The sequence below is a fragment of the Mycobacterium kyorinense genome (assembly GCF_001672775.1).
GTDB lineage: Bacteria > Actinomycetota > Actinomycetes > Mycobacteriales > Mycobacteriaceae > Mycobacterium > Mycobacterium kyorinense_A.
The window spans coordinates 1-26,895 of sequence record NZ_LZKJ01000008.1 but is presented as its reverse complement, the minus strand read 5'-3'; the positions used below and the strand labels follow the sequence as shown (position 1 = coordinate 26,895).

33 protein-coding genes, 1 tRNA gene and 3 pseudogenes are annotated in these 26,895 nt (G+C 64.1%); 16 read left to right on the top strand and 21 right to left on the bottom strand.

Features of this window, described 5'->3' with window-relative positions; genetic code table 11:
- Positions 1-194, top strand: a 194-nt coding sequence (locus tag A5707_RS24255; protein WP_232000584.1) for a hypothetical protein, incomplete at its 5' end; no start/stop codon positions are given.
- 69 nt (positions 195-263) lie between these two features.
- Positions 264-401 (top strand): hypothetical protein, encoded by a 138-nt coding sequence (locus A5707_RS24250; protein WP_232000583.1) that lies wholly within the window; start codon positions 264-266, stop codon positions 399-401.
- Positions 402-447: 46 nt separating this feature from the next.
- Here the strand turns inward: A5707_RS24250 and A5707_RS24895 are convergent.
- Positions 448-708, bottom strand: a pseudogene (locus tag A5707_RS24895) (FHA domain-containing protein); the annotation flags it as partial.
- 108 nt (positions 709-816) lie between these two features.
- Positions 817-1,314 (bottom strand): MarR family winged helix-turn-helix transcriptional regulator, encoded by a 498-nt coding sequence (locus tag A5707_RS00625; RefSeq protein WP_065012599.1) that lies wholly within the window; start codon positions 1,312-1,314, stop codon positions 817-819.
- A 113-nt stretch (positions 1,315-1,427) separates the two neighbouring features.
- Here A5707_RS00625 and A5707_RS24890 point away from each other — a divergent pair.
- The 4 genes and pseudogenes from A5707_RS24890 to A5707_RS00615 form a co-directional block, all read left to right on the top strand.
- A pseudogene (locus A5707_RS24890) lies at positions 1,428-2,000 on the top strand (DUF2232 domain-containing protein); the annotation flags it as partial.
- Between the two features lie 204 nt (positions 2,001-2,204).
- Positions 2,205-2,519 (top strand): annotated as a pseudogene (locus A5707_RS24885) (ATP-binding cassette domain-containing protein); the annotation flags it as partial.
- A gap of 3 nt (positions 2,520-2,522) precedes the next feature.
- Complete coding sequence (locus tag A5707_RS24880) at positions 2,523-3,464, top strand: ATP-binding cassette domain-containing protein (protein ID WP_419866370.1); 942 nt, start codon at positions 2,523-2,525, stop codon at positions 3,462-3,464.
- A complete protein-coding gene (locus A5707_RS00615; RefSeq protein WP_065012597.1) occupies positions 3,461-4,303 on the top strand; it encodes an energy-coupling factor transporter transmembrane component T family protein in 843 nt (280 codons plus the stop codon). The genes A5707_RS24880 and A5707_RS00615 overlap by 4 nt, the downstream gene beginning before the upstream one ends.
- A 2-nt stretch (positions 4,304-4,305) precedes the next feature.
- On the opposite strand, the gene A5707_RS00610 is transcribed toward A5707_RS00615, so the two are convergent.
- The 3 genes from A5707_RS00610 to A5707_RS00600 all read right to left on the bottom strand — a co-directional run bounded on the left by A5707_RS00610 (position 4,306) and on the right by A5707_RS00600 (position 7,376).
- Positions 4,306-5,625: an ABC transporter substrate-binding protein gene (locus A5707_RS00610; RefSeq protein WP_065012596.1), complete on the bottom strand. Its 1,320-nt coding sequence runs from the start codon at positions 5,623-5,625 to the stop codon at positions 4,306-4,308.
- A gap of 64 nt (positions 5,626-5,689) precedes the next feature.
- Positions 5,690-6,505, bottom strand: a complete 816-nt coding sequence (locus A5707_RS00605; protein ID WP_065012595.1) for a carbohydrate ABC transporter permease — start codon at positions 6,503-6,505, stop codon at positions 5,690-5,692.
- The gene (locus A5707_RS00600) at positions 6,492-7,376 is read right to left on the bottom strand and encodes a carbohydrate ABC transporter permease (protein ID WP_065012594.1); all 885 of its coding nucleotides are present in this window, start codon (positions 7,374-7,376) and stop codon (positions 6,492-6,494) included. The genes A5707_RS00605 and A5707_RS00600 overlap by 14 nt, the downstream gene beginning before the upstream one ends.
- A gap of 33 nt (positions 7,377-7,409) precedes the next feature.
- Here A5707_RS00600 and A5707_RS00595 point away from each other — a divergent pair, with 33 nt between their 5' ends.
- Positions 7,410-8,927: a TldD/PmbA family protein gene (locus A5707_RS00595; protein ID WP_065012593.1), complete on the top strand. Its 1,518-nt coding sequence runs from the start codon at positions 7,410-7,412 to the stop codon at positions 8,925-8,927.
- On the top strand, positions 8,924-10,285 hold the full coding sequence (locus A5707_RS00590) for a metallopeptidase TldD-related protein (RefSeq protein WP_065012592.1): 1,362 nt from the start codon (positions 8,924-8,926) through the stop codon (positions 10,283-10,285). Before A5707_RS00595 ends, A5707_RS00590 begins: the two co-directional genes overlap by 4 nt.
- 8 nt (positions 10,286-10,293) lie before the next feature.
- On the opposite strand, the gene A5707_RS00585 is transcribed toward A5707_RS00590, so the two are convergent.
- Positions 10,294-10,623, bottom strand: coding sequence for a hypothetical protein (locus A5707_RS00585; RefSeq protein WP_065012591.1), 330 nt, complete (start codon positions 10,621-10,623; stop codon positions 10,294-10,296).
- A gap of 211 nt (positions 10,624-10,834) precedes the next feature.
- Between A5707_RS00585 and htpG the strand changes: the two genes are divergently transcribed.
- Positions 10,835-12,766 (top strand): molecular chaperone HtpG, encoded by a 1,932-nt coding sequence (gene htpG, locus A5707_RS00580; RefSeq protein ID WP_065012590.1) that lies wholly within the window; start codon positions 10,835-10,837, stop codon positions 12,764-12,766.
- Between the two features lie 2 nt (positions 12,767-12,768).
- Here the strand turns inward: htpG and A5707_RS00575 are convergent, their stop codons facing one another.
- Positions 12,769-13,653: an alpha/beta fold hydrolase gene (locus A5707_RS00575; RefSeq protein ID WP_197495204.1), complete on the bottom strand. Its 885-nt coding sequence runs from the start codon at positions 13,651-13,653 to the stop codon at positions 12,769-12,771.
- A gap of 70 nt (positions 13,654-13,723) precedes the next feature.
- Here A5707_RS00575 and A5707_RS00570 point away from each other — a divergent pair, with 70 nt between their 5' ends.
- The 5 genes from A5707_RS00570 to A5707_RS00555 all read left to right on the top strand — a co-directional run bounded on the left by A5707_RS00570 (position 13,724) and on the right by A5707_RS00555 (position 16,517).
- Positions 13,724-14,560: a carboxymuconolactone decarboxylase family protein gene (locus A5707_RS00570; RefSeq protein ID WP_065012589.1), complete on the top strand. Its 837-nt coding sequence runs from the start codon at positions 13,724-13,726 to the stop codon at positions 14,558-14,560.
- 269 nt (positions 14,561-14,829) lie between these two features.
- Positions 14,830-15,195 carry a hypothetical protein gene (locus tag A5707_RS00565; RefSeq protein WP_065012588.1) on the top strand — a complete coding sequence of 122 codons (366 nt, stop codon included), beginning with the start codon at positions 14,830-14,832 and terminating at the stop codon, positions 15,193-15,195.
- A 75-nt stretch (positions 15,196-15,270) separates the two neighbouring features.
- Complete coding sequence (locus A5707_RS00560) at positions 15,271-15,522, top strand: hypothetical protein (RefSeq protein ID WP_065012587.1); 252 nt, start codon at positions 15,271-15,273, stop codon at positions 15,520-15,522.
- Positions 15,519-16,214, top strand: a complete 696-nt coding sequence (locus tag A5707_RS24875) for a DUF732 domain-containing protein (protein ID WP_082969168.1) — start codon at positions 15,519-15,521, stop codon at positions 16,212-16,214. The genes A5707_RS00560 and A5707_RS24875 overlap by 4 nt, the downstream gene beginning before the upstream one ends.
- A gap of 48 nt (positions 16,215-16,262) precedes the next feature.
- Complete coding sequence (locus A5707_RS00555; RefSeq protein ID WP_156657392.1) at positions 16,263-16,517, top strand: hypothetical protein; 255 nt, start codon at positions 16,263-16,265, stop codon at positions 16,515-16,517.
- Between the two features lie 160 nt (positions 16,518-16,677).
- Here A5707_RS00555 and A5707_RS00550 read toward each other — a convergent pair whose 3' ends face one another.
- The 12 genes from A5707_RS00550 to A5707_RS00500 form a co-directional block, all read right to left on the bottom strand.
- Positions 16,678-16,881: a hypothetical protein gene (locus A5707_RS00550; RefSeq protein WP_065012585.1), complete on the bottom strand. Its 204-nt coding sequence runs from the start codon at positions 16,879-16,881 to the stop codon at positions 16,678-16,680.
- Positions 16,874-17,266, bottom strand: coding sequence for a P27 family phage terminase small subunit (locus tag A5707_RS00545; protein ID WP_197495203.1), 393 nt, complete (start codon positions 17,264-17,266; stop codon positions 16,874-16,876). The genes A5707_RS00550 and A5707_RS00545 overlap by 8 nt, the downstream gene beginning before the upstream one ends.
- A 322-nt stretch (positions 17,267-17,588) precedes the next feature.
- Positions 17,589-18,692, bottom strand: coding sequence for a cytochrome P450 (locus A5707_RS00540; RefSeq protein ID WP_065012583.1), 1,104 nt, complete (start codon positions 18,690-18,692; stop codon positions 17,589-17,591).
- Between the two features lie 202 nt (positions 18,693-18,894).
- Complete coding sequence (locus A5707_RS00535; protein ID WP_082969167.1) at positions 18,895-20,277, bottom strand: phage major capsid protein; 1,383 nt, start codon at positions 20,275-20,277, stop codon at positions 18,895-18,897.
- Between the two features lie 177 nt (positions 20,278-20,454).
- Positions 20,455-20,646, bottom strand: coding sequence for a hypothetical protein (locus A5707_RS00530; protein ID WP_065012581.1), 192 nt, complete (start codon positions 20,644-20,646; stop codon positions 20,455-20,457).
- Positions 20,647-20,744: 98 nt separating this feature from the next.
- The gene (locus tag A5707_RS00525) at positions 20,745-21,044 is read right to left on the bottom strand and encodes a hypothetical protein (RefSeq protein WP_065012580.1); all 300 of its coding nucleotides are present in this window, start codon (positions 21,042-21,044) and stop codon (positions 20,745-20,747) included.
- Positions 21,041-21,193 (bottom strand): hypothetical protein, encoded by a 153-nt coding sequence (locus A5707_RS23615; RefSeq protein WP_156657387.1) that lies wholly within the window; start codon positions 21,191-21,193, stop codon positions 21,041-21,043. Before A5707_RS23615 ends, A5707_RS00525 begins: the two co-directional genes overlap by 4 nt.
- Before the next feature lie 12 nt (positions 21,194-21,205).
- Positions 21,206-21,403, bottom strand: coding sequence for a hypothetical protein (locus A5707_RS00520; RefSeq protein ID WP_065012579.1), 198 nt, complete (start codon positions 21,401-21,403; stop codon positions 21,206-21,208).
- A 14-nt stretch (positions 21,404-21,417) separates the two neighbouring features.
- Complete coding sequence (locus A5707_RS00515) at positions 21,418-21,807, bottom strand: hypothetical protein (RefSeq protein ID WP_065012578.1); 390 nt, start codon at positions 21,805-21,807, stop codon at positions 21,418-21,420.
- A 271-nt stretch (positions 21,808-22,078) separates the two neighbouring features.
- Positions 22,079-22,564 carry a hypothetical protein gene (locus tag A5707_RS00510; RefSeq protein ID WP_065012577.1) on the bottom strand — a complete coding sequence of 162 codons (486 nt, stop codon included), beginning with the start codon at positions 22,562-22,564 and terminating at the stop codon, positions 22,079-22,081.
- 144 nt (positions 22,565-22,708) lie between these two features.
- Complete coding sequence (locus tag A5707_RS00505) at positions 22,709-22,987, bottom strand: hypothetical protein (RefSeq protein ID WP_065012576.1); 279 nt, start codon at positions 22,985-22,987, stop codon at positions 22,709-22,711.
- Entirely contained in the window at positions 22,984-23,160 is a 177-nt protein-coding gene (locus tag A5707_RS00500) for a helix-turn-helix domain-containing protein (RefSeq protein WP_156657397.1), read from the bottom strand. Before A5707_RS00500 ends, A5707_RS00505 begins: the two co-directional genes overlap by 4 nt.
- A gap of 203 nt (positions 23,161-23,363) precedes the next feature.
- Here A5707_RS00500 and A5707_RS00495 point away from each other — a divergent pair, with 203 nt between their 5' ends.
- Complete coding sequence (locus A5707_RS00495) at positions 23,364-24,593, top strand: tyrosine-type recombinase/integrase (protein ID WP_082969165.1); 1,230 nt, start codon at positions 23,364-23,366, stop codon at positions 24,591-24,593.
- Between the two features lie 34 nt (positions 24,594-24,627).
- Positions 24,628-24,701, top strand: a tRNA-Ile gene (locus tag A5707_RS00490).
- 661 nt (positions 24,702-25,362) lie between these two features.
- Here the strand turns inward: A5707_RS00490 and A5707_RS00485 are convergent.
- Positions 25,363-25,713, bottom strand: a complete 351-nt coding sequence (locus A5707_RS00485) for a hypothetical protein (RefSeq protein WP_065012575.1) — start codon at positions 25,711-25,713, stop codon at positions 25,363-25,365.
- Between the two features lie 309 nt (positions 25,714-26,022).
- Positions 26,023-26,316, bottom strand: a complete 294-nt coding sequence (locus A5707_RS00480; protein ID WP_065012574.1) for a hypothetical protein — start codon at positions 26,314-26,316, stop codon at positions 26,023-26,025.
- Positions 26,317-26,895: the final 579 nt, after the last annotated feature.

The window sequence follows — 26,895 nt, the reverse complement described above, 5'->3', positions numbered from 1 at the left end:
CACTGGACGCCGGCCTTGACCATCAGCGACAGGTCCGACATCGCGAGCATCTCGATCATCGTGATCGCCCCGCCGACACCGTCGCCGCCGCCGCCGCCGCGGGGACCGAATCGCCCCGCACCGCCTTCTCAATTGCCCACTCAGCGATTCCGGCCGCCCGTGCCCGAGCCAGAGCCTGCGCCGCCGCCCGCTGAGTCGACGCCACCACCCGACCGGCAACCGGCCGGACCAACGCCGCCGTCGGAGGCACCGACCCGACCGCGGTGGCGGCTGACTGGGAGGCGGCGGCGCCGGGCGTCCGGGCCGGCCGGGTTCGCGACCCGCTGCCGCCGGCGGTGGCGGTGAGGGCCGCGGCCCGCGGGCCGGTGGCGGTCCCGGCGGGCCCGACGGCGCAGCGCTGAGCTGGAACACTAGCCGCGGACCATGTCGCGGGTCGCCGATCGTGAGAGCCCGGCCGTCTCGGATGAAGACGGTCGACATGCGCACACCGTCGACATAGATGCCTTGTTGGCTGCGGTCGAGGGCCACCCACTGCTTACCGTCGTGGCGCAGTACCAAGTGGGTAGGTGACGTCGATTCGTCGCCGCCGTCGAGGCGGATATCCGAGCGGGTGTCGCGGCCCACGGTGACGTCGCGGCCGGCGGGGAATGTGTACCTTCGCGATCCGACCCAGACGGTCAACGGGGCACCCAGCGCCTCCGTCCGCATGGTCAACCACCTTCCGCACGCATCAGCCGGGTTCGATCATCGCTTGTCTACCCGCCATGATGCGCCGACAACCCGACGGCCACGACGTGCGAGCCGCAACCTGGGCCGTTAGCGCGGCGTGCCGGGCCGTGGGGCAGGCGGGGAGTCGTCGAGCAGCCGGCGCAGAACCGTGACAGCCTCGGCCAGGGTTTGCCGATCCGCGGGCTCTAGCCGGTCGAGTTGCGGCTCGATGGCAGAGGCCCGGTCGGCTCGGACCCGGTCGAGCGCGCGCACCCCGTCCCTGGTGATGCGGATGCGCACGGCGCGGGCATCGCCCGGGTCGGCGGTCCGGGTCACCAGCCCGGCGTCTTCGAGCCGTCGCACCTGAGTGGTCATGGTCGGCTGCGAGCAATGGTCTACTGCGGCCAGATCACAGATCCGCGCTTCGCCCTGCGCCTCGATGGTCGACAGCAGCCGAGCTTGCGCGGCCGGCAACGCCATCTGGATGCGTTGGGTGGCATACCGGTTGAGCCGGGCGACCACCGCAAGCAGATCCGCCCCAAGCCCGGGACCGGCCATGGCGCTGCCGGAGGCAGCAGCCGGCGGGGAAGTGGCGGAGGTTGTCATCGCTTCATAATTCCATAGCTTGGCTATACACACCACTTGTTGGGCATCTTTGCGGTCTCACCGCACGGCGTGCGGAAGCGGGATACGCGTCAACGACTGGCAGAATCAATGAAATGACCGCGACCGGCACAGCGACTCCGCCCGGGCGGGCGCATTCGCTGCGGCCCGGCGAACTCGCGCAGGCCTCGGTCATGGCCGCGCTGTGTGCCGCGATCGCCATCATCTCGATCGTGGTGCCATTCGCCGGCGCGCTGGCGCTGGTCGGGACCGTTCCGATGGGACTGCTGGCCTATCGCTACCGGCTACGGGTGCTGGTCAGCGCGACCGTCGCCGCCGCGATCATCGCCTTCCTGATCGCAGGAATGGGCGGCTTCATGACCGTCGTCAATAGCGCCTACATCGGCGGACTGACCGGAATCGTCAAGCGCAAACGCCGCGGAACGCCGACGGTGATCGTCGCATCCCTGGTGGCCGGCGCAGTATTCGGTGCGGCGATGGCGGCCGCTTTGACCGTGCTCGCGCGGCTGCGGCATTTGATCTTCGACACACTCAAAGCCAACGCCGAGGGCGTCGCGGCGGTGCTGGCGCGAGGAGGGTTGCAGCAGGCCGCCGACGACCTCAGGCGGTTCATCGCACTGGCGCTGCAGTACTGGCCCTGGCTGATACTGGGCACCAGCGTCGTCTCCGTCACGATCGTGTCGTTGATCGGCTGGTGGGCGTTGGCGCGGGTACTGGAGCGGATGCGGGGTATCCCCGATGTCCACAAACTCGACGCGCTCGCCGAAAGCGGGCCGATCGAACCGGTTCCGGTGCGGTTGGACCAGGTGCGCTACCGCTACCCGCGCACCAACCAGGACGCGTTGCGTCCAGTCAGCTTGGACGTCCAGGTCGGCGAACACGTGGCGGTCACTGGTGCCAATGGCTCGGGAAAATCCACCCTGATGCTGATCCTGGCCGGCCGCGAACCAACCTCGGGCAGTGTCGAGCGGCCCGGCGCGGTTGGCCTGGGACAGCTGGGCGGCACCGCGGTAATCCTGCAGCACCCGGAAAGCCAGGTGCTGGGCACGCGAGTCGGCGACGACGTCGTGTGGGGACTTCCGCCCGGCACCACCACCGACGTTGATCGACTACTCCGCGAAGTCGGACTCGACGGGCTCGCCGAACGCGACACCGGAAACCTGTCCGGCGGTGAGCTGCAACGGTTGGCGATGGCGGCCGCGCTGGCACGCAAGCCGGCGCTGCTGATCGCCGACGAGGTCACCAGCATGGTCGACCAGGAGGGCCGCGACGCGCTGTTGCGCATCATGTCCGGCCTGTCCGAACGGCACGGCACCGCGCTGGTTCACATCACGCACTACAACGACGAGGCCCAGTCCGCCGACCGCACAATCAATCTCAGTGATTCGCCGGACAACACCGCGATGGTCGAGACGACGGCTGCACCGATGGCTACCGCCGCGATCCACCAGCATGACGACACGCCGGTGCTCGAGCTCGTGGGTGTGGGTCATGAATATGGCAGCGGCACACCGTGGCAGAAGACCGCGCTGCGCGACGTCAGCTTCGCGGTCTATCAGGGCGACGGCGTCTTGATCCACGGCGGCAACGGCTCAGGCAAGTCCACCCTGGCCTGGATCATGGCCGGGCTGACGGTGCCGACCAGCGGCAGCTGCCTGCTCGACGGCCGGCCGACTCACGAGCAGGTCGGCGCGGTGGCGTTGTCCTTTCAGGCCGCGCGATTGCAGTTGATGCGCAGCCGGGTCAACCTGGAAGTGGCGTCGGCGGCGGGCTTTTCGCCCCATGACAAAGACCGGGTGGCGACGGCCCTGGCTGTTGTGGGGCTCGACAGCGCCCTGGCGGACAGGCGAATCGACCAACTCAGCGGTGGTCAGATGCGCCGCGTGGTCCTTGCCGGGCTACTGGCGCGGGCGCCGCGGGCGTTGATTCTCGACGAGCCGCTGGCCGGCCTGGATGCCGTCAGTCAGCAGGGATTGCTGCGGCTGCTGGAGGATCTGCGCCGTGAGCAGGGCCTGACGGTGGTGGTGATTTCACACGACTTCACCGGGCTCGAGGAATTGTGCCCCCGCATTCTGCATCTGCGTGGCGGCGTGCTCGAGCCGGCGTCGGCGGCGGCCGGAGGCGTCGCGTGAGTGCGCCGGCGCCGCCGCGCCGCTCGACCCGCCGACCACCTCGGCCGGTCGTGCTGCTGCGGCCCATACCGCGCGGGTCAGTTGTCCACGACCTGTGGGCCGGCACCAAACTGGTGGTGGTTTTCACAATTTCAGTGTTGCTGACCTTCTACCCGGGCTGGGTGTCGATCGGGCTGGTGGCGGCGCTGATCTTGGTGGCGGCGCGGATCGCGCACATCCCTCGTGGTGTGCTGCCCTCGGTGCCGCGCTGGCTGTGGATCATGGTCGCAATCGGTGGTCTCACCGCGGCGTTCGCCGGCGGCCATCCAGTGATCCAGGTGGGCACGACGACCCTCGGGTTGGGCGGGTTGCTGAACTTTCTGCGCATCACCGCGTTGTCGATCGTGCTGCTGGGTTTGGGGGCGATGGTCTCGTGGACCACCAATGTCGCCGAAATCGCGCCCGCAGTAGCGACGTTGGGCCGCCCGTTGCGATGGTTACGTGTCCCCGTCGACGAGTGGGCGGTAGCGCTGGCGCTCGCGTTGCGCGCCTTCCCGATGTTGATCGAGGAGTTCCGGGTCCTCTATGCCGCGCGCCGGTTGCGCCCCAAGCAGATCCCGCACAGCCGTCGAGCCCGGCGCAGACGCCGCGCATTAGAGCTGATTGATCTGCTGGCGACGGCGATCACGGTGACGTTGCGTCGGGCCGACGAGATGGGCGATGCGATCACCGCCCGCGGCGGAACCGGTCAGATCTCGGCCGCACCGTCGCGGCCCAAGCTGGTTGACTGGGTGGCGCTGTCGATCGCGATGGTGGTATGCGGCGCTGCGCTGGCAGCAGAATTGATATTGGGCGCCTGACCCTAGCGACGGGCAGCCGTGTTGGCCGCCTCCTGCGCCCGGCGCAGTGTCGTCGCCACGTCGCTTCTGCCCAGGAACATTTCGTCGAAGTACGGCTTGAGTGCCTGAAATCCCGCGGCGAATCCTTCTCCGCCCGGCGCAGGGATGCGCCGACCACGCAGCACCGCGAAAAACGGTGTGACGTCCACACCCTTGTCGGCCCAGTAGTCGAAATACACCTGCTGCGACGGCAACACCGCCGGAATGGCCGAGCCGTGGCGGCCCAGGTAGTCATTGCCTTGCCTGCTGCCCATCCACGCCAGCACCTGTTGCACCGCAACCGGATGGCCGGTCGCCGAATTTCCCGCGGCGGCAATGCCATTCGTGACGCTGACCCGACCCTCCGGGCCGGACGGCAGCATCGCCACACCCCAGCGGAACCTGGCATGCTCGGCCACGCCAGCCAGGTTGTAGGTGCCGGACTGGAAGAGTGCCATCTTGCCGGCCAGGAACTGATTGCGGGAGAAGTCAAAGTTGTCGTTGGTGTCCGAGGCTGGCGGTGCGACGTGCTCGTCGTTGATCAACGTGACCAAATAGCTGAACGCGGTAGCAGCGCCGGGATTGTCGAAGGCGAACCGATCATCGGACTGGAACACTCCGCCGGCCGAGCCGATGTAGTTCAAGTAGATGCCCTGCGGAGCGTTGGCGGCGTTGTAGCCCCACTGTCTGACTCGTCGCGGGTCGAATCCCGGTGTGGCGGCGGTATGCCCGTCGGCGTCGATGGTGAGCCGCGCCGACAGCGCCCGCAATGTGTCGTCGCGGCCGGGGCTCCACCGCAGCGTCGACAGCTGGGTGGGATCAACGTCCGCCGCCGCCAACAGGTCCGCGTTGTAATACACCGCGATTCCCGCGTCGGTCAGCTGCGGCACACCCCACAGCATTCCGTTGCGGGTGAACTGCTCGACCACCGACGGCTCCCAGTCCGCGTCATGGTCGATGCGCATCAGCCGTCCGCTGTCGGCATAGGCAGCGAGATAGGCGTTGGACAGCCAGAAGATGTCGTCGGCGCTGCCGCCGGCCACGTCGGTGCGCAGGGTATCGAAGTAGGTGGAATAGGCCACCACATTGGTGCGCACTTCGATATCCGGATGCGTGCGTGTGAACGCCGCGAAGGACTCCCGGTAGGCCACCGCGACCTGTTCGTCCCACAAGCGCACGGTCACCACGGTCTTGCCGCCGTGTGGCGTGGCCGAGATATCCAGAACCACTGCCGTCGCCGCCAGCAGCGCGGCCAATGCCACCACCGCCGCGGCGACAAGTGTGGAAATCCGGGGCCGCCTCATTGAGATTGCGTCCAGGGTCGTGAGTCAACGACAATCACAGCACTGCGCGCAATCTCGACGCGCGTCATTTCAGCCCGGTGATCACGATAGAGCGCACAATGTGCCGCTGAAACACTATGAACAGCGCGACCAGCGGAACGATCGCCACCGTGGTAGCCGCCATCACCAACGTCCACTGGGCGTTGTAGCGGGACTGCAACGCGGCCGTGGCCACCGTCAGGACCCGCCATTTGGCGCCGCTGGTGATCACCAGTGGCCACATGAAATTATTCCATTGCGAGACAACGGTGATCAGCATCAACGTGACCAGGACGGGCCGGCTCGAGGGCACCACCACGTGCACGATCACATCCAGCGTATTGGCGCCATCGAGGCGGGCGGCGTTAACCAGGTCATCGGGGATGGCCCGGAAGTACTCACGCAACAAGAAGATCGCATACGGCGAGCCGAACACGAACGGCAACACCAACGCCCAGAACGTGTTGCGCAGTCCGAGCTGCGCCATCATCAGATACAGCGGCACCACGGTCACCGTCGCCGGCACCATCAACGTCGCGATGTAGACCCAGAACAGTACGTCACGCCCGGGAAACTGCAACCGTGCGAAGGCATAGGCCGCGAGCACCGAAAAGCTCAGCTGCCCAAGCAGAATCACGGCAGTCATCAACGCGGTGACCACAAGCGCGCGGCCAAAACCCGCACCGCCCAGATCCGTGTAGTTGGCGAATGTGATCGGCTGCGGCCAGGCCAGCGGCGTGCCGGTCGCGAACTGCCGAGCCGAGGTGAACGATGTCAACAAGCCAAGCGCAAACGGCGCCAGGATGACGATCGCACCGACCGCCAAGCCGGCGTAAATCGCGGACGCCCTAAGTGAGGTCATAGCTGATCCGCCGCCGAAAGTACAGGTGCTGAGCGATGGTGATGCCGACCAAGATGACGAATAGCACCAGGGCCATCACCGCGGCCCGCCCGATCGCCGCCGAGCCGAAGGCCTCGACGTAGATGCGGTGCGCCACCAGGTCGGTGCGGCCGGCCGGTCCGCCGCCGGTCAGCGCATAGACCGTGTCGAAAACCTGCGCGGCGCTGACAATTCCGGTGACCAGCACGAAGAACATGGTGGGCCGCAGCATCGGCAGAGTGATGCGCCAGAACCGCTGCCAGGCGCTTGCCCCGTCGGTCAGCGCCGCGGCGTGGATCTCGGCGGGAATCGCCAGAATGCCCGCCACGAAGAACAGCGCCACATAACCGACGTTCGTCCACACGATCACCGCCGAGACCACCGGCAACGCCAGGCCCGGATCGGTAAGCCATTCGATGCGGTGCCCCAGCACGGTACTCACCGCACCATCGGTAGGGGCCAGGATCCAGCGCCACAACACCGCGATCGCCAGCGGAGCGCAAATCCACGGCAGCACATACACGGTGCGAAACACTCCACTACCGGGGAGCTCTCGCGCGAGCAACGAGGCCGCGGCCAGGCCCAGTACCGTCTGCACCGGCACCACGATCGCGACGAACACCAGCGTCACCGCCAGCGAATTGCCAAACGTCGAATCGGTCAACACCGAGCGCCAATTAGCCAGTCCGACATACTCGATCGGGCCAAGCAGATCCCAGCGGTGCAGGCTCAGCCACACCACCACCAGCATGGGCAGCAGCAGGAAGGCGACCACCCCGAACAGGCTCGGCGCCAGCAGCGCATAGCCCAGCGCTATGGAGCGGCGACCTTTCGCCAGCCCAGGATCGGCCATGGCTGTATTAAAGCCGGTCGTTACGGTGTAGCGGTGACGCCGAACCGGGGGATCGATGCTGACTTTCTTCACCTGCCCCGCCACGAGTTGGCCGACGCCGCGCTGTCCGCGGCGACCGCCGCTGGCGCCAGCCACGCTGACCTGCGGATTCACCGCATCACCACCGAGGTCATTCGGCTGCGCGACGGCGAGTTGGAGACCACGGTCATCAACCGCGAACTCGGATTAGCCGTCCGGGTGATCGTCGACGGCACCTGGGGGTTCGTATCGCACGCCGAGCTGTCCGTCCCGGTCGCCGTTGACACCGCGCAGCGGGCCGTGTCGGTGGCCACCGCATTGGCTGCGCTGAACGACGAACGTATCGAACTGGCACCCGAGCCGGTCTACACCGACGCCAGTTGGGTTTCGAGCTATCGCATCGACCCGTTCACCGTGCCGACCGCCGACAAGGTCGCGGTGCTGGCGGACTACTCGGGCAGGCTGCTGGCCGCCGACGGGGTGGACCACGTGTCGGCCGGGATGACGGCGGCTAAGGAGCAGACCTTTTACGCCGACACGTTCGGCTCGACGATCACCCAGCAGCGGGTCCGGCTGATGGCCGGCCTGGAGGCTGTCACGGTCGACGCCGCCGCCGGTGGCTTCGACACCATGCGCACGCTGGCGCCCCCGACCGCCCGCGGCTGGGAAGTCGTCGCCGGCGACGAGATCTGGCAGTGGAGCGACGAGCTGGCCGAGCTGCCGTCACTGCTGGCCGAGAAAGTCAAGGCACCCAGCGTGACGGCCGGGCCGACCGACCTGGTGATCGACCCGACCAACCTGTGGTTGACCATCCACGAATCCATTGGCCACGCCACCGAATACGACCGCGCGATCGGCTACGAAGCCGCCTACGCGGGGACGTCATTCGCCACGCCCGACAAGCTGCACAGCCTGCGTTACGGCTCACCGGTGATGAACGTGACCGCCGATCGCACCGCCGAATTCGGTTTGGCCAGCATCGGTTACGACGACGAAGGGGTGGCCGCGCAAAGCTGGGATCTGGTGCGCGACGGGATCTTCGTCGGCTATCAGCTTGACCGCGTGTTCGCGCCGCGGCTCGGGCAGCCCCGCTCCAACGGCTGCTCGTATGCCGATTCGCCGCATCACGTGCCGATTCAGCGGATGGCCAACGTGTCACTGCAACCGGGCCGCGACGAGCTGTCTACCGCCGACTTGATCGCTAAGGTCGACGACGGCATCTACATCATCGGCGACAAATCCTGGTCGATCGACATGCAGCGCTACAACTTTCAGTTCACCGGGCAACGATTCTTCCGGATCCGCGACGGCCGGCTGGACGGCCAGTTGCGTGACGTCGCCTATCAAGCGACCACCACCGATTTCTGGAATGCGATGGAGGCCGTCGGCGGGCCGTCGACCTGGCGGCTGGGCGGGGCGTTCAACTGCGGCAAGGCTCAGCCGGGGCAGGTGGCCGCCGTCAGCCACGGGTGCCCCTCGGCGTTGTTCCGTGGCATCAACGTGCTCAACACCCGGGCGGAGGCCGGCCGATGATCAGCCCGCAGCAGGTCGTCGACATCGCGCTAGGCGCCGCGCGCGCCGACGAAACCATCGTGATCGTCACCGACCGCAGCGAGGCATCGCTGCGCTGGGCCAACAACTCGATGACCACCAACGGAGTGACAACCAGCCGCAGCACCACAGTGATTTCGATTGTGCGGCAAGGCGATAGCGCCCGCGTCGGTTCGCTGCGCTCCGCCGAGGTGGATCCGTCGCTGATCCCGGCTCTGGTCGAAGCGTCGGCCGAGGCGGCCCGCTGCGCGCCGCAGGCCCGCGACGTGGCGCCGCTGCTATCCGGCACGAGCGTGCCGGCGAACTGGGATGGGCCGGTGCCGGGAACGGGCGCGGAGGTGTTCGGCGATGTCGCGGGGTCGTTGAGCCAGGGGTTTCGCGGCGTGGATCTGTTGTACGGCTTTGCGCGCCACGAGTTGCAGACGACGTTGCTGGCGACGTCGACGGGGCTGCGGCGGCGCTACACCCAGCCCACCGGATCGGTGGAAATCAACGCCAAGCGGGGCGGCGCCAGCGCCTGGGCGGGTATCGGCACACCGGATTTCGCCGGTGTGCCAACAGATTTGCTGTTAGAACAGCTGTCGACGCGATTGGATTGGGCCGCGCAGACCATCGAGTTGCCGCCCGGGCGCTACGAGACGATCATGCCGCCGTCGACGGTGGCCGACATGATGATCTATCTGGGCTGGACCATGTCCGGTCGCGGCGCCCAGGAGGGTCGCACCGCGCTGTCGGTTCCCGGCGGAGGAACCCGGGTGGGGGAGCGGCTCACCGACCTGCCGCTGACGTTGTACTCCGATCCTGCTGCCGCGGGCCTGGGGTGTTCGCCGTTCGTGGCGGCCACTAGTTCGTCGGAAACGGTGTCGGTCTTCGACAACGGGATGGACATCGAGCGGGTGGACTGGGTGCGCGACGGCGTGATCAACGCGCTGGCCTACCCGCGGGCAGCAGCCGCCGAGTTCAACGCGCCCTCCGCCGTGGCCGCAGACAACCTCCTGATGACGGGCGGCCAGGCCCCGCTCGCTGACATGATTGCCGAGACGGAGAGCGGACTGCTGCTGACGACGCTGTGGTACATCCGCGAGGTCGACCCGACGACGCTGCTGCTGACCGGACTGACCCGCGACGGGGTTTACCTCGTCGCAGACGGCGAGGTCACGGCGGCGGTCAACAACTTCCGGTTCAACGAGAGCCCGCTGGATCTGTTGCGCCGGGCCACCCAGGTCGGTGCCAGCGAGGTGACTCTGCCGCGGGAGTGGGGCGATTGGGCCACCCGGGCGGCGATGCCGTCGCTGCGGGTCCCCGACTTCCACATGTCCTCGGTGAGCCAGGCGCAATAATCCTCAGCTCAAGCGGCTAATCCGACGCCGCCATCCGGCGTCGACGGCGACGAATGTTCGCTGCTGCCGGCGAACACGACGTGGCACACGCGGCGCGGTTCACTCGGAGCGTCGCCGCGGCGGGCGCCACGCGCGCGCCCGATCATCCGTCCCAGATAGTCGGCGGCGATCCACCACGCGCCGCACATCGCCAGCGCGACACCGAACTCGAACGGCGTACCGACGGCCAGCTCTACCAGCGCATATGCACCAGAGACAATGGCGCTGGCCACTGCGCCGAAGTGAAGTGCGGTGATGCGTGGATCTCGGGTTTGCGACGGGTTAGCAATCGTCGCCATGGTGTCTCCTGCTCACTCGACAACTTGACTCTGACCTGTCAAATACCCAGCGTGTAATTTCCTCAAACTGTGATCCCGGCGTTTTGCTGCCGAGACGCCGCGCATCCGGGCGGCGGGGGGCGTTGCTATCGCAGGTCGGGTGCGGATCCCCCGGGCATGACCGATTCGAGGTCTCGGTAAATTTGAGTGTTATGTCATCGAGGGGAATGTCATGAGCACAAACGTCGAGCAGTTGGAATTTCAGGCCGAAGCACGGCAACTGTTGGATTTGATGGTCCACTCCGTCTACTCCAACAAGGACGCGTTCCTGCGGGAGTTGATCTCGAACGCTTCCGATGCGCTGGACAAGCTGCGTTTGGAAGCGTTCCGCAACAAAGACCTCGACGTCGATACCTCCGATCTGCACATCGAGATCGACGCGAACAAACATGCCCGCACCCTGACTATTCGCGACAACGGCATCGGCATGACGCGCGCGGAGGTCGTGGATCTGATCGGCACGCTGGCCAAGTCGGGGACCGCCGAAGTGCGTCAGCAGTTAAGGGAGGCCAAGAACGCGGCCGCCTCTGAGGAGCTGATCGGCCAGTTCGGCATCGGGTTCTATTCGGTGTTCATGGTCGCCGACAAGGTGGAGTTGCTGACGCGCAAGGCCGGCGAGAGTGAAGCCACCAAGTGGGAGTCGAGCGGTGAGGGCACCTACACCATCGAATCGGTCGACGATGCCCCGCAAGGAACGTCGGTGACCTTGCACCTCAAGCCGGAAGACGCCGAGGACGCGCTGCACGACTACACCGCGGAGTACACGATCAGGAGCCTGGTCAAGAAGTACTCCGACTTCATCGCCTGGCCCATCCGGATGCAGGTCGAGCGAACCACCCCGCCCGCCGAGGAAGGCGGCGAGGAGACCGTCACCATCGAAACCCAGACCCTCAACTCGATGAAGGCGCTGTGGGCCCGGCCGAAAGACGAAGTCTCCGAAGAGGAGTACAAGGAGTTCTACAAGCACATCGCGCACGCCTGGGACGACCCGCTCGAGGTCATCTCGATGCGGGCCGAGGGCACCTTCGAGTACCAGGCGCTGCTGTTCATCCCGTCGCACGCCCCGTTCGACCTGTTCAACCGCGACGCCAGCGTCGGCATCCAGCTGTACGTCAAGCGGGTGTTCATCATGGGTGATTGCGATCAGCTCATGCCGATGTATCTGCGCTTCGTCAAGGGTGTCGTCGACGCACAGGACATGTCGCTCAACGTTTCCCGCGAGATCCTGCAGCAGGACCGCCAGATCAACGCGATCCGGCGTCGGCTGACCAAAAAGGTTCTCTCGACAATCAAAGAACTACAGGCTGACCGGCCGGAGGACTACCGCACCTTCTGGACGCAGTTCGGCAGAGTCCTCAAAGAGGGCCTGATGTCCGACTTCGACAACCAGGACGCGCTGCTGCGTATCTGCTCGTTCGCCTCCACGCACAGCGACGAGGAACCCACAACGCTGGTCGAGTACGTCGGGCGCATGAAAGAGGGCCAGGAGCAGATCTTTTACGCCACCGGGGAAAGCCGCGAGCAGCTGCTGAAGTCACCGCATCTCGAGGCATTCAAGGCCAAGGGCTATGAGGTGCTGTTGCTCACCGACCCGGTTGACGAGGTGTGGGTCGGATCGGTGACCGAGTTCGACGGCAAACCGCTGCAGTCGGTGGCCAAGGGCGAGGTGGACCTTGACTCCGAGGAGGACAAGGAGGCGCACAAGGCCGAGCGCGAGGAAAAGGAAAAGGATTTCGCCGACCTGCTGACCTGGTTACAGGAGACTTTGGCCGATCATGTCAAGGAAGTGCGGCTGTCCAGTCGGCTGACCGAGTCGCCGGCCTGCCTGATCACCGATGCCTTCGGGATGACGCCGGCGCTGGCGCGGATTTATCGGGCGTCCGGGCAGGCGGTTCCGGTCGGGAAGCGAATTCTCGAACTGAACCCCGAGCATCCGCTCGTCACCGGCTTGCAGCAGGCCCACAAGGATCGCGCCGACGATCCCTCGGTGGCCGAGACGGCCGAATTGCTCTACGGCACTGCGCTTCTCGCTGAAGGCGGCGCACTCGAAGATCCCGCGAGATTCGCCGAGCTGCTCGCCCACCGGCTGGCCCGCACGGTGTGAGGTCAGCCGGTGTCGGCATGGCGGGCAAGGAAGCCCAGCACCGCATCGGCGAACACGTCGTTGCGGTCACCGGCCACCATGTGACCTGCGCCGCGGACGTCGACGAACTCGACTTGCGGGAAGCGCGAAAGGAATTCGTCGGCGCGCTCCTGACTGACGAGGTCGCTCATCTGGCCGCGCACTAACAGTGTCGGCACGCCGTCGCGCAAGATCGCGGCGACGGCTGTGTGCAGGCGATCGACGTCGGTGACTTCAGTGGGGGGACGCGACGCGGTGCCGCTGATGAACTGGGGGTCCCAGTGCCAGTACCAGCGATCGCCGCGGCGGCGCAGATTGGTGGTCAGGCCCTCAAGGTCGGAGGGACGCGGCCGATGCGGGTTGTATTCGGCGATCGCGTCAGCGACCTCGTCGAGTGAATCAAAGCCCGATTCCATCCGGTCGGCCATGAAGTTGTGGATGCGCGTGGCCCCGGAGGGGTCCATATGCGGCACGATGTCGACCAGAACGATCGCGCTGGCGATGCCGGGTGCGAGTTCGCCGGCCAGAAGCATCGTGGTGAGTCCGCCCAGGGAGGCGCCCACCAAAACCGGTCGCGGCGGCAGCTGGCGCAGCACTTCCTGGACGTCGCCGGCGAAGCTGACGACGCGGTAGTCACCGTCGTCCGACCAGTCCGATTCGCCGTGGCCGCGAAGGTCGACGGTGACTGCCTGCCACCCTCGCTCAGCCACCGCGGCGGCGGCGCGGCCCCAGGAGCGGCGGGTCTGCCCGCCACCATGTAGGAACACCACGGCACGTGCCCGGGGATCACCCTGGCGATCGGCAACGATGCGCACGCCGCCCGGCCCGTGGGTCACGAAGGTCTCAGGCGCCACGGCATCGGGGGTCATCCTCGGATCGTAGGACGCTGTTCAGGTCAAGCCGTATCGACTACCCGGCTCAAGGCGCAATAATTCTGCGGTGGACGTTCGTGACGAGCTGACGCGGTTGGTGGCGCTTTCCGGCGATCGGATCGGCGCTCTGGTCCGGGCCGTGTGTGCACAGACGCTTGGTCTGCCGCCGCTGCCGGCCGAGGTTGCGGTGGACGGGCCGGAGTCGGAGACCGAGACGGTGGTGGCCCAGTTCGCCGAGCAATTCAGCGTCGATGTGTCGATGATCGACGACGAGCAGCGCACGCGGCTGTGGTCTGCGTTGGGGGACAAGACCTTTAGCGTCGTGGTGCAGATGTACATCGCCGACTTCGTGCCCCGGGTGCGGGTCGGTTTGGAAGCGCTGGGCGTTGGCCAGGAATACCTGGACTGGGTTTCGGAGCCGATCTCATGGGATCACGCCACCGATCCGTCCCATGCGGTGTTCGACGGTTTTCTGCCCGCGGTGGCGCGGTTGCGTGGGCTGGATGCGCTGACATCGGAGGTGGTCCGGCTGCGCGGGGCCGCGCAGCACAACTGCCGGCTGTGCAAGTCGCTGCGCGAAACGACGGCACTTGACGCCGGCGGATCGGAATCGCTGTACGACGAGATCGAGCACTTCGAAGCTTCGGGATTGCTGACTGACCGCCAGAAGGCGGCGCTGCGATACGTCGACGCGCTGATCTGGTCGCCGGGACATATCGACCGCAGCGTTGCCAGCGCAGTTCGGCAGCACTTCTCCGACGCCGAGGCCGTCGAGATGACCTTCGACGTGATGCGCAATGCCAGCAATAAGGTCGCCGTATCCTTGGGGGCCGACGCACCACGAGTCCAGCAGGGCACTGAGCAGTATCTGATCGGCGCCGACGGCCAGACAGTGTTCAACTGACGACGCCTGTGCATGGCAACATGGTTCCGACATCGGGGCGGTAGCTCAGTTGGTTAGAGCCGCGGACTCATAATCCGTAGATCACACGATTTGCAGTTGGTGACCGCTAACTGCCGTTAATGATAAATGGTCAGCTAGCAGCGAGGATGCTTTCTGTAGTTAAGTGTTGCCGTTGGCCGCAGGCGATTGTACTGCGGTATTTACTGCGGTACGCTTAGGGTGCCAACCGCATAACCCGGTTTGCCCGTCCCAAACAGAAAGGTTCAGCCATGACAACAACTCTGACCCCGGAGCTTGCAGACGCTATTACCGCAGCGAGGGAGGCTCGCGAGGCGCAGTGGACCGTCCAGTACGACCACGTGCCGGCGCCAGCCGGCGCCACACACGTGCACGAGTGGCAGGCGGTCCACAGCGTCACAGTGCCTACGCGGTACTTCGAAGGGACTCACCGGGGTGACCTGATTCGAGTTGACATAAACGGCTCCCAGGAGGGCGATGGCAGCGTGCGGGAGCGGTGGATCAATGTCTCGGTCGCCGACACCCGCGCCAACGGCCTCGACTCAGCCAACATACGGCAGGGCGCCCGCGACATGATCGCCGCAGCCGACGAGCTGGACGAGCTAGAAGGGCGCTAGCAGGTGCGTATCACGCCTCGGGATGACAGCTCGGGGCGTGGTGCGGACCCGCTAACGCGAAGGGAGCGAACCGAAATGACAACTACCAACGTCCTGACGCTCGACCTTCTACATGCCTGCGTCTGTTATCTGGCCGACCGGCTGGAAGCCGACAACCCTGACGCTCTCATGGCGCGGGCCGTGTTAACGGCCAGCGGTGGACAGCGGCCAACCAAGGCGGGTGTAGATGCGCTGCTTGATGTGGCAGACCGACAGAGGCGCTTTGAGGATGCCGTACTTGCCGATCTGGCGTTTTTGTCAGACCCGAGGCGGATGATTGAGCCATGACGTCGGGCGAGGATACCGGCCTCACCGCTGCCGCCGACACGGTGGTCGTTCCCGATAGCGGCAGCGGTGAGAGTTTGTTGGCGTGGTCCGTTGACGACCCCGCACCGGAAGTCAAGGCGGATGATCGGCGCCCGCTGTCGCTGCCGTTGCGGGTGCTGCTGATAAGTGTGCTTGTCGCCGCGGTGGGCTTGGCAACATTCGTACTTGGAGGTCGCGAGTTGCCGGTTGTATCTCGGCACGTGGCCGCGTCTAAGGTCGCAGCCCCAGTCCAAGCGCCCGCACCGAAGGCGCCAGCACCACAGGCGATGCCGTCTCTGCCGCCCACGCCGCCGGCAAGGCACGAAAAGGCACCGCCGCCGCCACAGCCCAAGGCGCAACCCAAACCGGCCCCAGCGCCGCCGCCAGCACCGCCGCAGGCAGTACCTAATGCCGACGCCCTGTTTCTCAACGCCATTCAGCAGATTTTCGGGCAGCCAAGCCCAGACCCGGGCACGGCGACATCAACCGCCCGCGCGGTGTGTGTCCGCTTGCAGAATGGCACTGCAACGCCGGAGGAGGTAATAGCCGACACCAGGGCGGGGACTCCGGGCGTAACCGCCGCAGAGGCTAGCGAGGTATTCAATGCGGCGGTTACCTTCTACTGTCCTAACGCGGCCGTCGCGGGCTATTTCCCGGGCGAACCTGCGCCTTAGCCATGCGAATCGGCATCGGCGACGTGCTGCGGGGTTTTAATGGTCGGCATGAGCAGCACTCTGGAGTGGCACGACAACGGTGAAATGATCCTGATTACCAAGAGCATCCACACAGGGCCGCATCGGTTTCACTGCCGAGCCGCGCGGGGCAACCGGCAATACGGCATCCAAGACCAGGGGGGCGATGGGTGGATGGTTATGCAATCGGTTGGCGACAAAGTCATATACCAGGAGATGTGCGAGTCACTCGATGCCGCGAAGGAACAGGCCGAGCTGTGGGAAGCGGCCCATCCGACTAGCTAGAACCGCCTGCGGCGCGTCGGTGTATGCGGCCAAGGTTCCGGCGGCGGCAGGTCGGGCCGAAACTGGCGCCGCCGCTCCCAGCGCCTCATGCGAATCCGGTCTATCCGGCAGCCGCCACAGTCGCAGTCGCCGTCGCGCCCGTCGTCACGTAACCGCGCCATCACGCGCCCCACCGATACAGCGGGTCAGCCTCTAGCTTCCGACTGAGGTCGGCGTCGGTCATGGCGCGAACCTCGACCAGTACGCCCTTGAGCCCGTTCGCCCTCAGCCACCGCGCGCGGGCTTCGTGCCAGGCGAAGCGGCTGCCGAACGGCGCCCGCAGCTCGGGCGGGAACGCCGGCCCTTTAACGCGTCGCTCAGCCATGACTCACGTCCTGCAGTCTCGCCTCGCGAGTCCATCGCGAATGCGCCGCGGCCTTCTGTTGCGGGCTGCGGCGGCGCCCCACCTGCTCGCCGGGCAGCGGCAAGGCAAGCTCGGCAACCAATCGACTCACGGCCTTTTGTGCCTCTGCCAGCGCGTAGAGCAACGGGTGCGCCCGCGGTAGCTGCCCACGGCTGCCCACGACGGTCAACCCGTCGCGGGCTAGCTCATGGTCGATAGTGTCGATCCGGTCGACGGTCCTGCACAGTTCGCGCAAGAGCACCAATTCGCCGGGATCGAGCACGTAAATGCTCGTTATTTCGCGGAAAAGTGCCTTTCCGCGCGCTTTTAAGCCCTTTGGTGCGCGGGGCGGTTTCGGTGTCGTCATGTTCCCTAATTTCACGAAATCACTTGCCATGCAGCATGTTTCGGTGGTTGAATGATGTTGTGGCGCAATGGAATCACAGCGGCGGGTATTGCTCAGAAAACACTGCTGACCTGCGGAAACGCCTTTTTTGGGGTGGCCGTATCTCAGCCCCGGAAAAATTGTTGACAGGTGTCACCAGGCAGTACGACGATTAGACTTTCCGATGCCGCCCGGGTCGCATGTCTCGCATACCGTAAGTCTAGCTCGAATCGCCCTGTAGCACAACATCTTTCGAGCTGACATCGTCAGTTCCTACTGTTGAAAGGCGGTGGCACGCAGCCGCTTACGGACTCCACCGCAGCGGCAGAGGATCGAAGCCATCCGCGGGCCATCGCACGAACGTCGGCTCCGGTCTTGCTTCGAAGTCGGGGAATCGGTGCAGCCATTCCTCTACCAGGACGGTCAGTGCCAGCCTCGCGAGGTGGGCGCCGAGACAGCGGTGCGGACCGATGCCGAAGCCAAGGTGTGCGTGACGGATCACCCGACCATCGGCGATTTTTATCTGATCGCCGTCTAGGTGGTTGATCGCTCCCAGCTCCGCATAGATCCGGTCGTCAGTGTTCAGCCGGTGACCAGCGACGACAACGGGCTCGGCAGCCTGGCGATCCGTATAAGGCACGGAACCGGACGTCCGGATCACCTCCTCAACGAACGGAGAAACCTGCACTGGGTCCTGCTTCAAAAGGTCGCGGAACTCGGGCTTGGCGAGATTCCAAAGCGTGAAAGTCGCTGCTGCCGCGAGCGTGTCGATGCCGGCGACCAGCAACAACAGATAGAGGCCGCGGACCTCCGCAAACGTCATGGCGTTGTCACCGGTTGCGAGCCACCGCAAGCCCGGGCGCGGCCTGCCCTGCTCCTCGATGAGCGCGCGGTCGATGGAATCCACTAGAGGCATCGCCGCCCGCAGCGCGCCGTCTAGCTCCGACTCCCGTGCCGCCGTTACGCACTGGGACAGCTCGCGTTGCAGCCGCGGTCCCTCGCGATCGAGTCCCATCCAGGCAAGTATCGATGAAACGCTGAAAGCCCTCGCGATCGCAGCGCCGTCGCAGCCACCGCGCCCCGCGATGCTGTTGATAAGTTCGCACGCTCGACGCCGCAGGAGGGGTTCGAGAGGCACTAAAGCGGGTTTGGCGAACAAAGGGTTCACCTTGCGGCGAACCCGGGAGTGTTGTTGTCCCGGCGGCATAGCCAGAAGCCACGGAATTTTCATGCTGCTGGCAAAAACGCCCCGCTCGCGGGTGCGCTGGATCAACCGCGGGTCGTTTAGTGCGGCCGTGATCGCGTCGCGCGTCACTAGTCGGATGCCGTCGTCCACGACCACGGCGCCGGCAGCGTCAGCATTGGCCGGCAGTGCTGCCCATTCGCGATTACGGGCCTCAAGTGTCATTAGGCGTGGCCTTCTCCCCTAGAGAGGTTTAGAACCGCCACGGCCCCGCCCGAACATCTTCGCGCGCGCCCGTTAGGCGCTGCGGCGGGACGTTGGCACTCGGGCGGGAGGGGCCGGTCGAAAGGAGGTGAAAAAGAACCGGCCCCATAACCGCGGCGGCGTTGTAGTCAACGGGGCGCAAATCAAACCCGGACTACGGTCTTTATGCGGTGGTCGCGACTTTCAGCAACCTAAATGCATTCGACACGACGACATCGCTACCGGTTCGGAACCACAAAAGGGCGCCGCGCTGGCCGGTGGGACGGTGGTTTTCACCAAACAGATGCGGCACCATTTCCAAGGTGCTTCCCACCCGGTTCACGATGACGAATTGCGAGAAGTCACCGTAGAGCAGAACGTAATCACTCTCGGTTTTGGTGGCGTCGATTACGCCATCCATGTTGCTGTTTTCATAAACGGCGCGACTCAACAACATGGGCGGGGTTGTATTCAGTTCCGGGAAGGCTTTCGCCCCATTCGTCGTCTCGAATTGCCTAATGGTATTCAAGATGCTGAGGTTGGCATTCCACGATGCCCGAGGCTGGAATCTCGGAGGCAATGCATTCTGCACTTTGTAGATATCCGCCGCTGCCACTGCCTCGCTGCCAGTGCCGGTAATCACCTCATCGCCGGATGCGACAATTGACGTGATGATTCCCTTGGGCTGGCCGGAGCCGGAGCCGGTGGTGAATGCGGTCGCCGTTAGTTGCTCGGCTGCGTCGATTAGCAGGGTCCGCAATTCATTCATAAAGTTGAGAGCGTCGCCCTCGACCTCGAATGAGAATGGCACGAACGCGTCCGCTTTGTGAACGGGAATTGACGGTTGCGCCAGGGTTGGGGTGGCGTCGGCCATTTCGGTGGCTTCTGCAATCCACTCAGCGGTAACGCCGGCGCTGCTGACACCATTCCACGAGTCGGTTGTAATCGTCACGTTTCGGGAGATTTGCCGAAGCGGATTAATCGAGCCGGACGACGTGAGAAGAATGGCCGGGTCCAAAGTAAGGGGCACCATATACCCCCCCGAAGCGTCCGTACCAATTGCCATTGCGCGTTGCTCATCGCGAAGCGATTCCACTGCACGGAATGCCGCAGCCTCGCGCTCGGTCCACCGTAAATGCCCTTGGCCGGGATTGACGACCAATTTCGCGAATGCCGACGTGTAATCCTCGGAGCCCGCCGCAGCGGCCCACCTGGTTGTCCAAGCGCGGCTCGCGGTGCTGCCATGGTTCATTAGGCTTTCGACGGTTTCCGCCGCCTCTGCGGGCAGTTTGCCCTTATCGACGGCCCTGTCTAGTTCGCGTTTCGCCGGATCGGCGCTGGCCATTGCCTGAGCCACCGCGACAACATCGGGATTGCCCCTGCCCGACCGTTCGAAATCAGAGATTTTGTCGTCCACAATTGCGATGCGCTCGGTGAGCTCCCGAAATTGCTTGGCCTCGGTCGGGTTGAGGTTCTCGTCGCCTCGTGCCTCGACAAGGTTAATGATTGCCTTGCGTGCTGCAAAAAGCTTCGCGCGGTCGGCCTGCATTTCTCCAAGAGATTGCATGTTGAAATAATTTCCTTTGGATAGTTCGATTACTTGGTGCGCATCTGTGCCGGATGCCGAACTTCCGTGCCGGAAGGATTCGAGCCAGCCACCCGTGCCGGGTGGGGTGGTTGCTTTTGGGTTGCGCTGCTGGGCTGTTTGGGTGGGCGAGTATCCCTACCGGATATCGCCAACGTTCTAGGGCTTGGAGCGCGCCTCGGCGCGCAGTCGCGCCGCCCCAGGGTGGTTTGCCGTGAAGTCGGCGTCGGAGTCCAGGAAGTCAACGAGACGTTGAATCTCGTCAGGGTTCAGATAGAGCTGGATTTTGGGCAGCCTGATCTGGATGCCGCCGGAGGCGGTGCGGGCATAGGCCGCGGTGCGCTGAGACAATTTGTTTGTCCTTTGTTGTGTGGTGGGCGTCCATTGCCGCCCAGAAGCCCCGTAGGGCCATTTTTAGGTAAGGAAAGGGTGGTTATACCCGCCGATAGCTATTCTTCGCTCAAAATGTCTGTGAGCGACGGCCGAGGCAATTCGGCCATCATTGAGTCAAACTCGGCTCGAACGCGAGCAGCGGCCCATTCCCGGCGGGCCTTTTCGGCGTCAACCAATACGCCGAGAGCCTTACCCACGCCAGCCGCGCCCTTGTGGTTCACTTCGGCGAAAGCGTCGAACCAGCGCCGAAAGAATTCCAATTCAGCGGCGCTAATGGTTTTCAACACCGCGGCAAGATCGACCGTGCGATTCATCCTGGCGTGGGTTTCTTCGAAGTTGAACACCTTGCCGGTCATGCGCTGGCCTCATGGGCGCAATCCAAGAGATTCCGGCCCAGGCGCGCGGCCACCGGTGCAGGCATCGAGAAAATCTGCCCATCATCGAAACGCAACCCAACACAGCCATCGCCGTCAAACATGATGTCGGCATACTCGACATTGCTCACAAATTCCTACTTTCAAAACTGCTCAACCCCGCCGACGAAACGCTGAATACGCGGGGAGGTTAATTCCGTCAGCTCCGCGGCCAACTCGGCAGCCTCGGCGGAGGTCAACAAAATATGCCGGCGGTGCCGCCCGATGCCGGCCTCAATAGCGAATCCACCATTCGGGCGACTCGCAACGATGATGTCGCTATTCCTGATTGTCCGAATCATCCCCGGTTTCCCCCTTAGCTGAATGGTGCCTGCGCCTGTAGCTCATGCCCATTGTCGCGCTCTTTTCGCTTGCGCAACTTGTCGGCCTCACGCCTTGCGGCCAGGCCCTCCAGTTGCGCCTTGGAGGTCTGCCAGGCCCAGTAGTCGGGGTGAACGCGATACAACCCGGAGTCTTCGCAGCGTTCCACCAAGCCCACCTCGGCGAGCGCGTCAATATGCTGACGATCCGCGATGATCATCTCCGCATCATCCGGATTAAACCAACCGTCCGTCACCAAGGAGACGACCCAAACCAGGACGTTGACAAACGAACGGAACTCCTCACCGGAGAGCCGCCGCTGCAATTTCGGGTCCAGCAGTAAACCGTGTTGTAGCCGCGTATCCAATGCGGCACCCTTGATCATTCCTGTGCATTCCTTGTGTCTTTGAAGATGTCCCTGCGCTTCTAGCCGAGCCTTGCACTAGCCGCGCCTTTCCTGGCGCGGCACTAGCCGCGCCTTGCCTGTCCTAGATCCTGGCAACTGGCCTGTCCTTGCACTGTCCTGTCCTTGCCTATCCTTTCCTTTGTCTCTCCTTGGACAGCCTTTGGAAATCCTATGGACGTCCTTGCGGACATCCGTGCAGACATGCGAGCTGGATGGCCAAAATCAAAAAGTTCCGCGAAAGTTAGATGACCTAGTTATCATCGTTTCCGTCCGACCGGAGCTCAAACGGACTGCCGTGCGAGCGGTCGTTGATGCCGAGCGGTGGAATGTCTTCGATTGTCGATCCCCAATCGTCGGAATCTCCGATATGCCGCCTCAGCCCCGGCCCCCATTCGAGATCAAGGCCGAGGAGGAACGGGTCGCGCAGCGAGCGCTTGCGTTTGGTCCGTCCGTAGGGCGGAACCTCGTTGTGCACCATAGCCCAGCGGGTGTGTGCAAGTTCGTGTTCGCGAGCCCCCAGGGATGGCAAATACTTCAGATTGTCCCGCGAAAAGTCGCGCGCGTTCCCGTTAAGGTGGACAACGCCATATTGTAGAGCTTTGTCGCAAATAATGCAGTGATATCGCGGCGGAAGGCCGAAGTATTCGAGCGCCAGAATATCGCGGCGCGGGGACGTGATTTTGCGACCAGTGCCATAGAGCCGCAGAGTCACGGCATAGTCGTGGTCGATAAGCACATTCCTATGCCTATCGCGAATCCGCCCATCGTCAGTGTATTGGTAATCCCGCGCCCACGATATCCTCGCGAACGGAGTCCATATCTGCGGCCGTCCTGCCACAATTATCCTTCATCCTGATTCTATCGAATCGGCATCCTTGATTTACGATAAATTCGCTGCGGCAGAATTCAGCGCCTCGGCGGTTCTATTCACGTCCGGCGGCGCAATGGTCAGCGCCTCGCCAATGCCCCAGGCGTGCCGCGGCAGGGTGGGCTTGGACGTGAGAATCCATTCCGTCTCCGCACCGGACAGCTCCATGGCGGCGACCGACTCCCCATCGCGGTTGAACTTGCGAAGCTCGATCTTGGCCCCGTTGAGCACTCGCGCGGCGAGTGTGTGGCCGTCCGACAGTTCGAATATGTCAACGACGTAAGCACTCATCGCGCGGCCCCCTCGAACTGGTCGGCAAGCCACCGTTCTATGTCCGCCCGTCGCCAGACACGGCGTCTGCCAATACGCCGGCTGAGCGGACCAAGCTCGGTTCCGGTCGCGACCCAATAGCGGATGGTTGCCAGCGGTCGGCCCGTCTCGGCAGCGACCTGATCCGCGGTCATCAGCTCTGCGATCATCGTGCATCCTCCTGTTGGTTGTGGCGGATCATGGGTCGATCCGTACTGGAGGCGATGGTAGCACACGAGCGAACAAGCACGAAGCGAGCCATATGCTTGTTACCTGGATGTATGTGTCAACACATACACGGTGCAGCAAACATCGTATGTGTACACAGCTGCGCCCAGAAATACCGCAATACTGCGGTATGCTGATTACCGTGGCGATAACCAGAAACCCGCGCGCCGGGATAGACGACCGGTGGATTCGCCGCGTCAAAGGTGAAGACGGGAAGATGCGCACCGAACGCTCGCCGCTATACGGCGAGGTCACGCGCTGGCGGGTGCGATGGGTTGACGGGCAGGGCCGCGAACTATCCAAGGTATTCCGCCGCAAGCCAGACGCTCAGGCATTCCTGAATGGCCTTACCGCCGATATCCACAGAGGGGAATATGTAGACCCCCGAAAAGGCTCTGAGTTGTTCCGTGACGTCGCTGAGCGATGGTTCACAACTAAAGCGCACCGCAAGCCTAAAACGCTCGCCGGGTACCGGTCGCTGCTCGACACCGTTGTGCTGCCCAGGTGGGGTGATGTCCCGCTCAAGCAGATCGATTACGAGGCATACACAACCTGGCTGGGCAGCCTCGCGGTGGATGGCTCGCAGAAGGGCAAACCCCTGTCGGGCAGCCGGATCACCCAAGCCCACCAGCTCGTCGGTGCGGTGCTCAGGTACGCCGTGAGAACCGGGAAGATCGCGACGAATGTCGCGCTAAAGGTAAAGCGGAGCGAGGACCTGCCCGCCCCAACTGAACGGGAGCGGCGGTACCTGACACACACTGAGCTACTGCAGCTCGCTAATGCAATGGGACCGTACGGAACACTTACCCTTGTGCTGGGGTATTGCGGGCTGCGCTTCGGTGAGGCTGCGGCGCTGCGGCGCCGACATGTGGGGGATAGGGAACTGACCATTCGGGCATCGGCTAGCGGTGTCGCGGGCAAGGGCATTGTGGAGACGACCACCAAGACGAACCGTGCTCGCCAGGTGCCCGTCCCTGAACCTGTATGGGAGCGGCTCAGCGCCGAACTGCCCGACGAGCCGAACGCGCTCGTGTTCCCGTCGCGCGTCAACGGTGGCGGGTACCTGTCGGTTGACGAGTATCGCTGGCGGTTCGATAAGGCTTGCGCCGATGTTGGGATAGATGGGCTGACTCCGCATGGGCTGCGGCATACCTGCGCGTCCCTGGCAATCAGTGCGGGCGCTAACGTGAAAGTCGTGCAACGTCTGCTGGGACACGCCACCGCGGCGATGACTCTCGATAGGTATGGGCACTTGTTTGACGACGATCTGGCCGGCGTTGCCGCGGCGCTGGGCAAGGCTATCGATGCCGCTGCGGTACCACTGCGGCATAACGAACCAATTGAGCCGAAGCGTGATTAGCTAGAGAAAGAAGACATCCTGGTAGACGCACCAGGGGGCGGTAGCTCAGTTGGTTAGAGCCGCGGACTCATAATCCGTTGGTCGCGGGTTCGAGCCCCGCCCGCCCCACCTGAACAGCCCCACGTCAAAGGCTATTTTTCAACATGGCCGGCGGGTGTCCATCAAGCGCGCCAGGCATAGCGCCGCCTGTGCCAGACCAGGGCGGGCCTCCGAGGCCAAGCCGTCGATCTCGGCCTCGATACGTAGGGAAGAAAGTTCTCACACGTCGGCGTGCTCCCGAAGGCCATTGATCAGCAGCCGGCGGTGGCGACGGTGCTGGCCTTGCTGCTGGAGAAGTTGCGGTCGGCGTCGGCGCAAGGTCGTCGTGGCCAGCTGGCGGCGGTGAAGTCGATGACGGCCAGCGGGTAGCGCACCGATTAGCGTTCTCAGCAGAACTCGACGTTGATGAACCAATAGCCGTTGGGCTGCGCGGGCACCGCGCGGTAGCCGGCTAGCGGCATATTGTTCAGGCCCCACAGCACTTGGAACGGACTGCCGAGGCTCGAGTTGGCGTCGATGATCCGCCCGCTACCACCGTTACCACCGGGGACGCCGTTGTCCCAATTGATGCCGTGGAAGCTGGGTGGTGTCTGCGGCGTGCAACCCCGCTGGACCTGTATTTAGAGGTTTCCGACGATCTGGGTCAGGTTCGCCGCGTTGCCGTCGGCCTGCGCCGGTGGGGCGCAGGTGATACCCGCCGCCAGTACGGCAGGTATCACCGTCGCCCTCATCACCAGTGACTGGCAAGAATCGATGCGAGGACGCTGCCCCTGTACCCGTCGGGGTCTGTGGCTATCCAAGCGTTCCTAATGGTGCGGCCGCAGATTAGCCACGCAGCGAAATAGATCCACCCCAACGGCGGAAACAGGGCGGCTATTCCGATCAGCACCCACAGGGGTTTCGACAACCGGTTTGCCTGCTTGAACGCCCACCCCGGCGGGGCGAATACGTTGCTGATCGTTATCAGTGCCAGGGCAATGCTCAGGACGGCGAAAGCCAATCCCCAGTTGCCGCTGAGGAACCCGATAAACATCCCGATACCGAGCACAAGCGCGCCCAGGAAAGAGATTATAAAACTCATGCCCGCCTCCTTCCTTTACGGCTTGTGAATCTCGCCAGCGTCGCTACATGGACGGTTGTCCTGGGGATACACCTTGCCCTGTATGTCGATCAAGTTGCATGGCGGCAGGCAATTGCCCGTAGCCTTGTCCCAGGTCGTGCAGCGGTAACCATCTGGGGGGTGTAAGCCCTCCGGGCAGATGGACAGTCGCCCTGTGATCTCGCTGCAGCCTGAGGCGGGGTCTGCCTGTGCGGGTACGGCCAGCACCACGGGGGCGGTGAACAAGACAGCCGAGGCTGTCGCTGCTGCGATTTTCATGGCTCTCCTTAGTTACTTGGGGAGCTGGCCTGCTGCACGGGCATCGGCGCACGCGCCGCGCTCGATGGGCGAGCCGACCACACACGGGTCACCTGGCGTGCAGCCGGTGGCATCAAAGCATTCGTTTTGGTTTTGTTCGGCCTGCAAGCATTGCTGGTGCAGCTGCTCGTAGCGAGGATTGCCAGCCAGGTTGGGCTCGTTGGGACACAACGGTCCGGCGTGTGCCGGTGGTGCTTGCTGCACCGGGAGCACCGCAAACGGTGCGAATGCGATAGCGGCGGCAGCCGCTACTCCGAGTGTCTTCATTGGTCTTGACCCTTTCGTCGGGCAGCGGCGGGTTCGCGGTTATTCGGCAAGTGTCGAACCGTCGTAACCACGCCGCATGCGTAGTCGACTACTCGAATTTTCGACGACCTCGTATTGGAGTCACTTCGCCTGCTCAGCGGTGGCACAAGCGAGACGGTCGGGAGGCGTGTATCGAGGCAGGAGGGGCGGCAGTGCCTCCCGAGGAGATCGTTGCGCAACCGGGCTGATGCCAGCCGCGACCGGCGGGACGTTGCTCATAAGTCCCGCAATGGCGGATGCGTCCGTCGGCGGGTATCGGAGTCTCGGAAAGGCGCTTTCGGTCATCGTTTATTCATCGATAATGATTCGGAATGGACCTGAATCGCCCGGCCCGCATCGGAGCCCGGCGGAATCGAATCGCGTTGTGACACAGAGGCACAGCAAGCTTCGGAATGAGCGAGAGCTGCCTATCGGTAATCCGTTGGTCGCGGGTTCGAGCCCCGCCCGCCCCACCGTAGAGGTGTGTCGGTTCCGGTCGAAAAGTGAGCAGGTGATTCCGGTCGAAAAGTGAGCACCCTTCGATTGGAGAGTGATCACTGT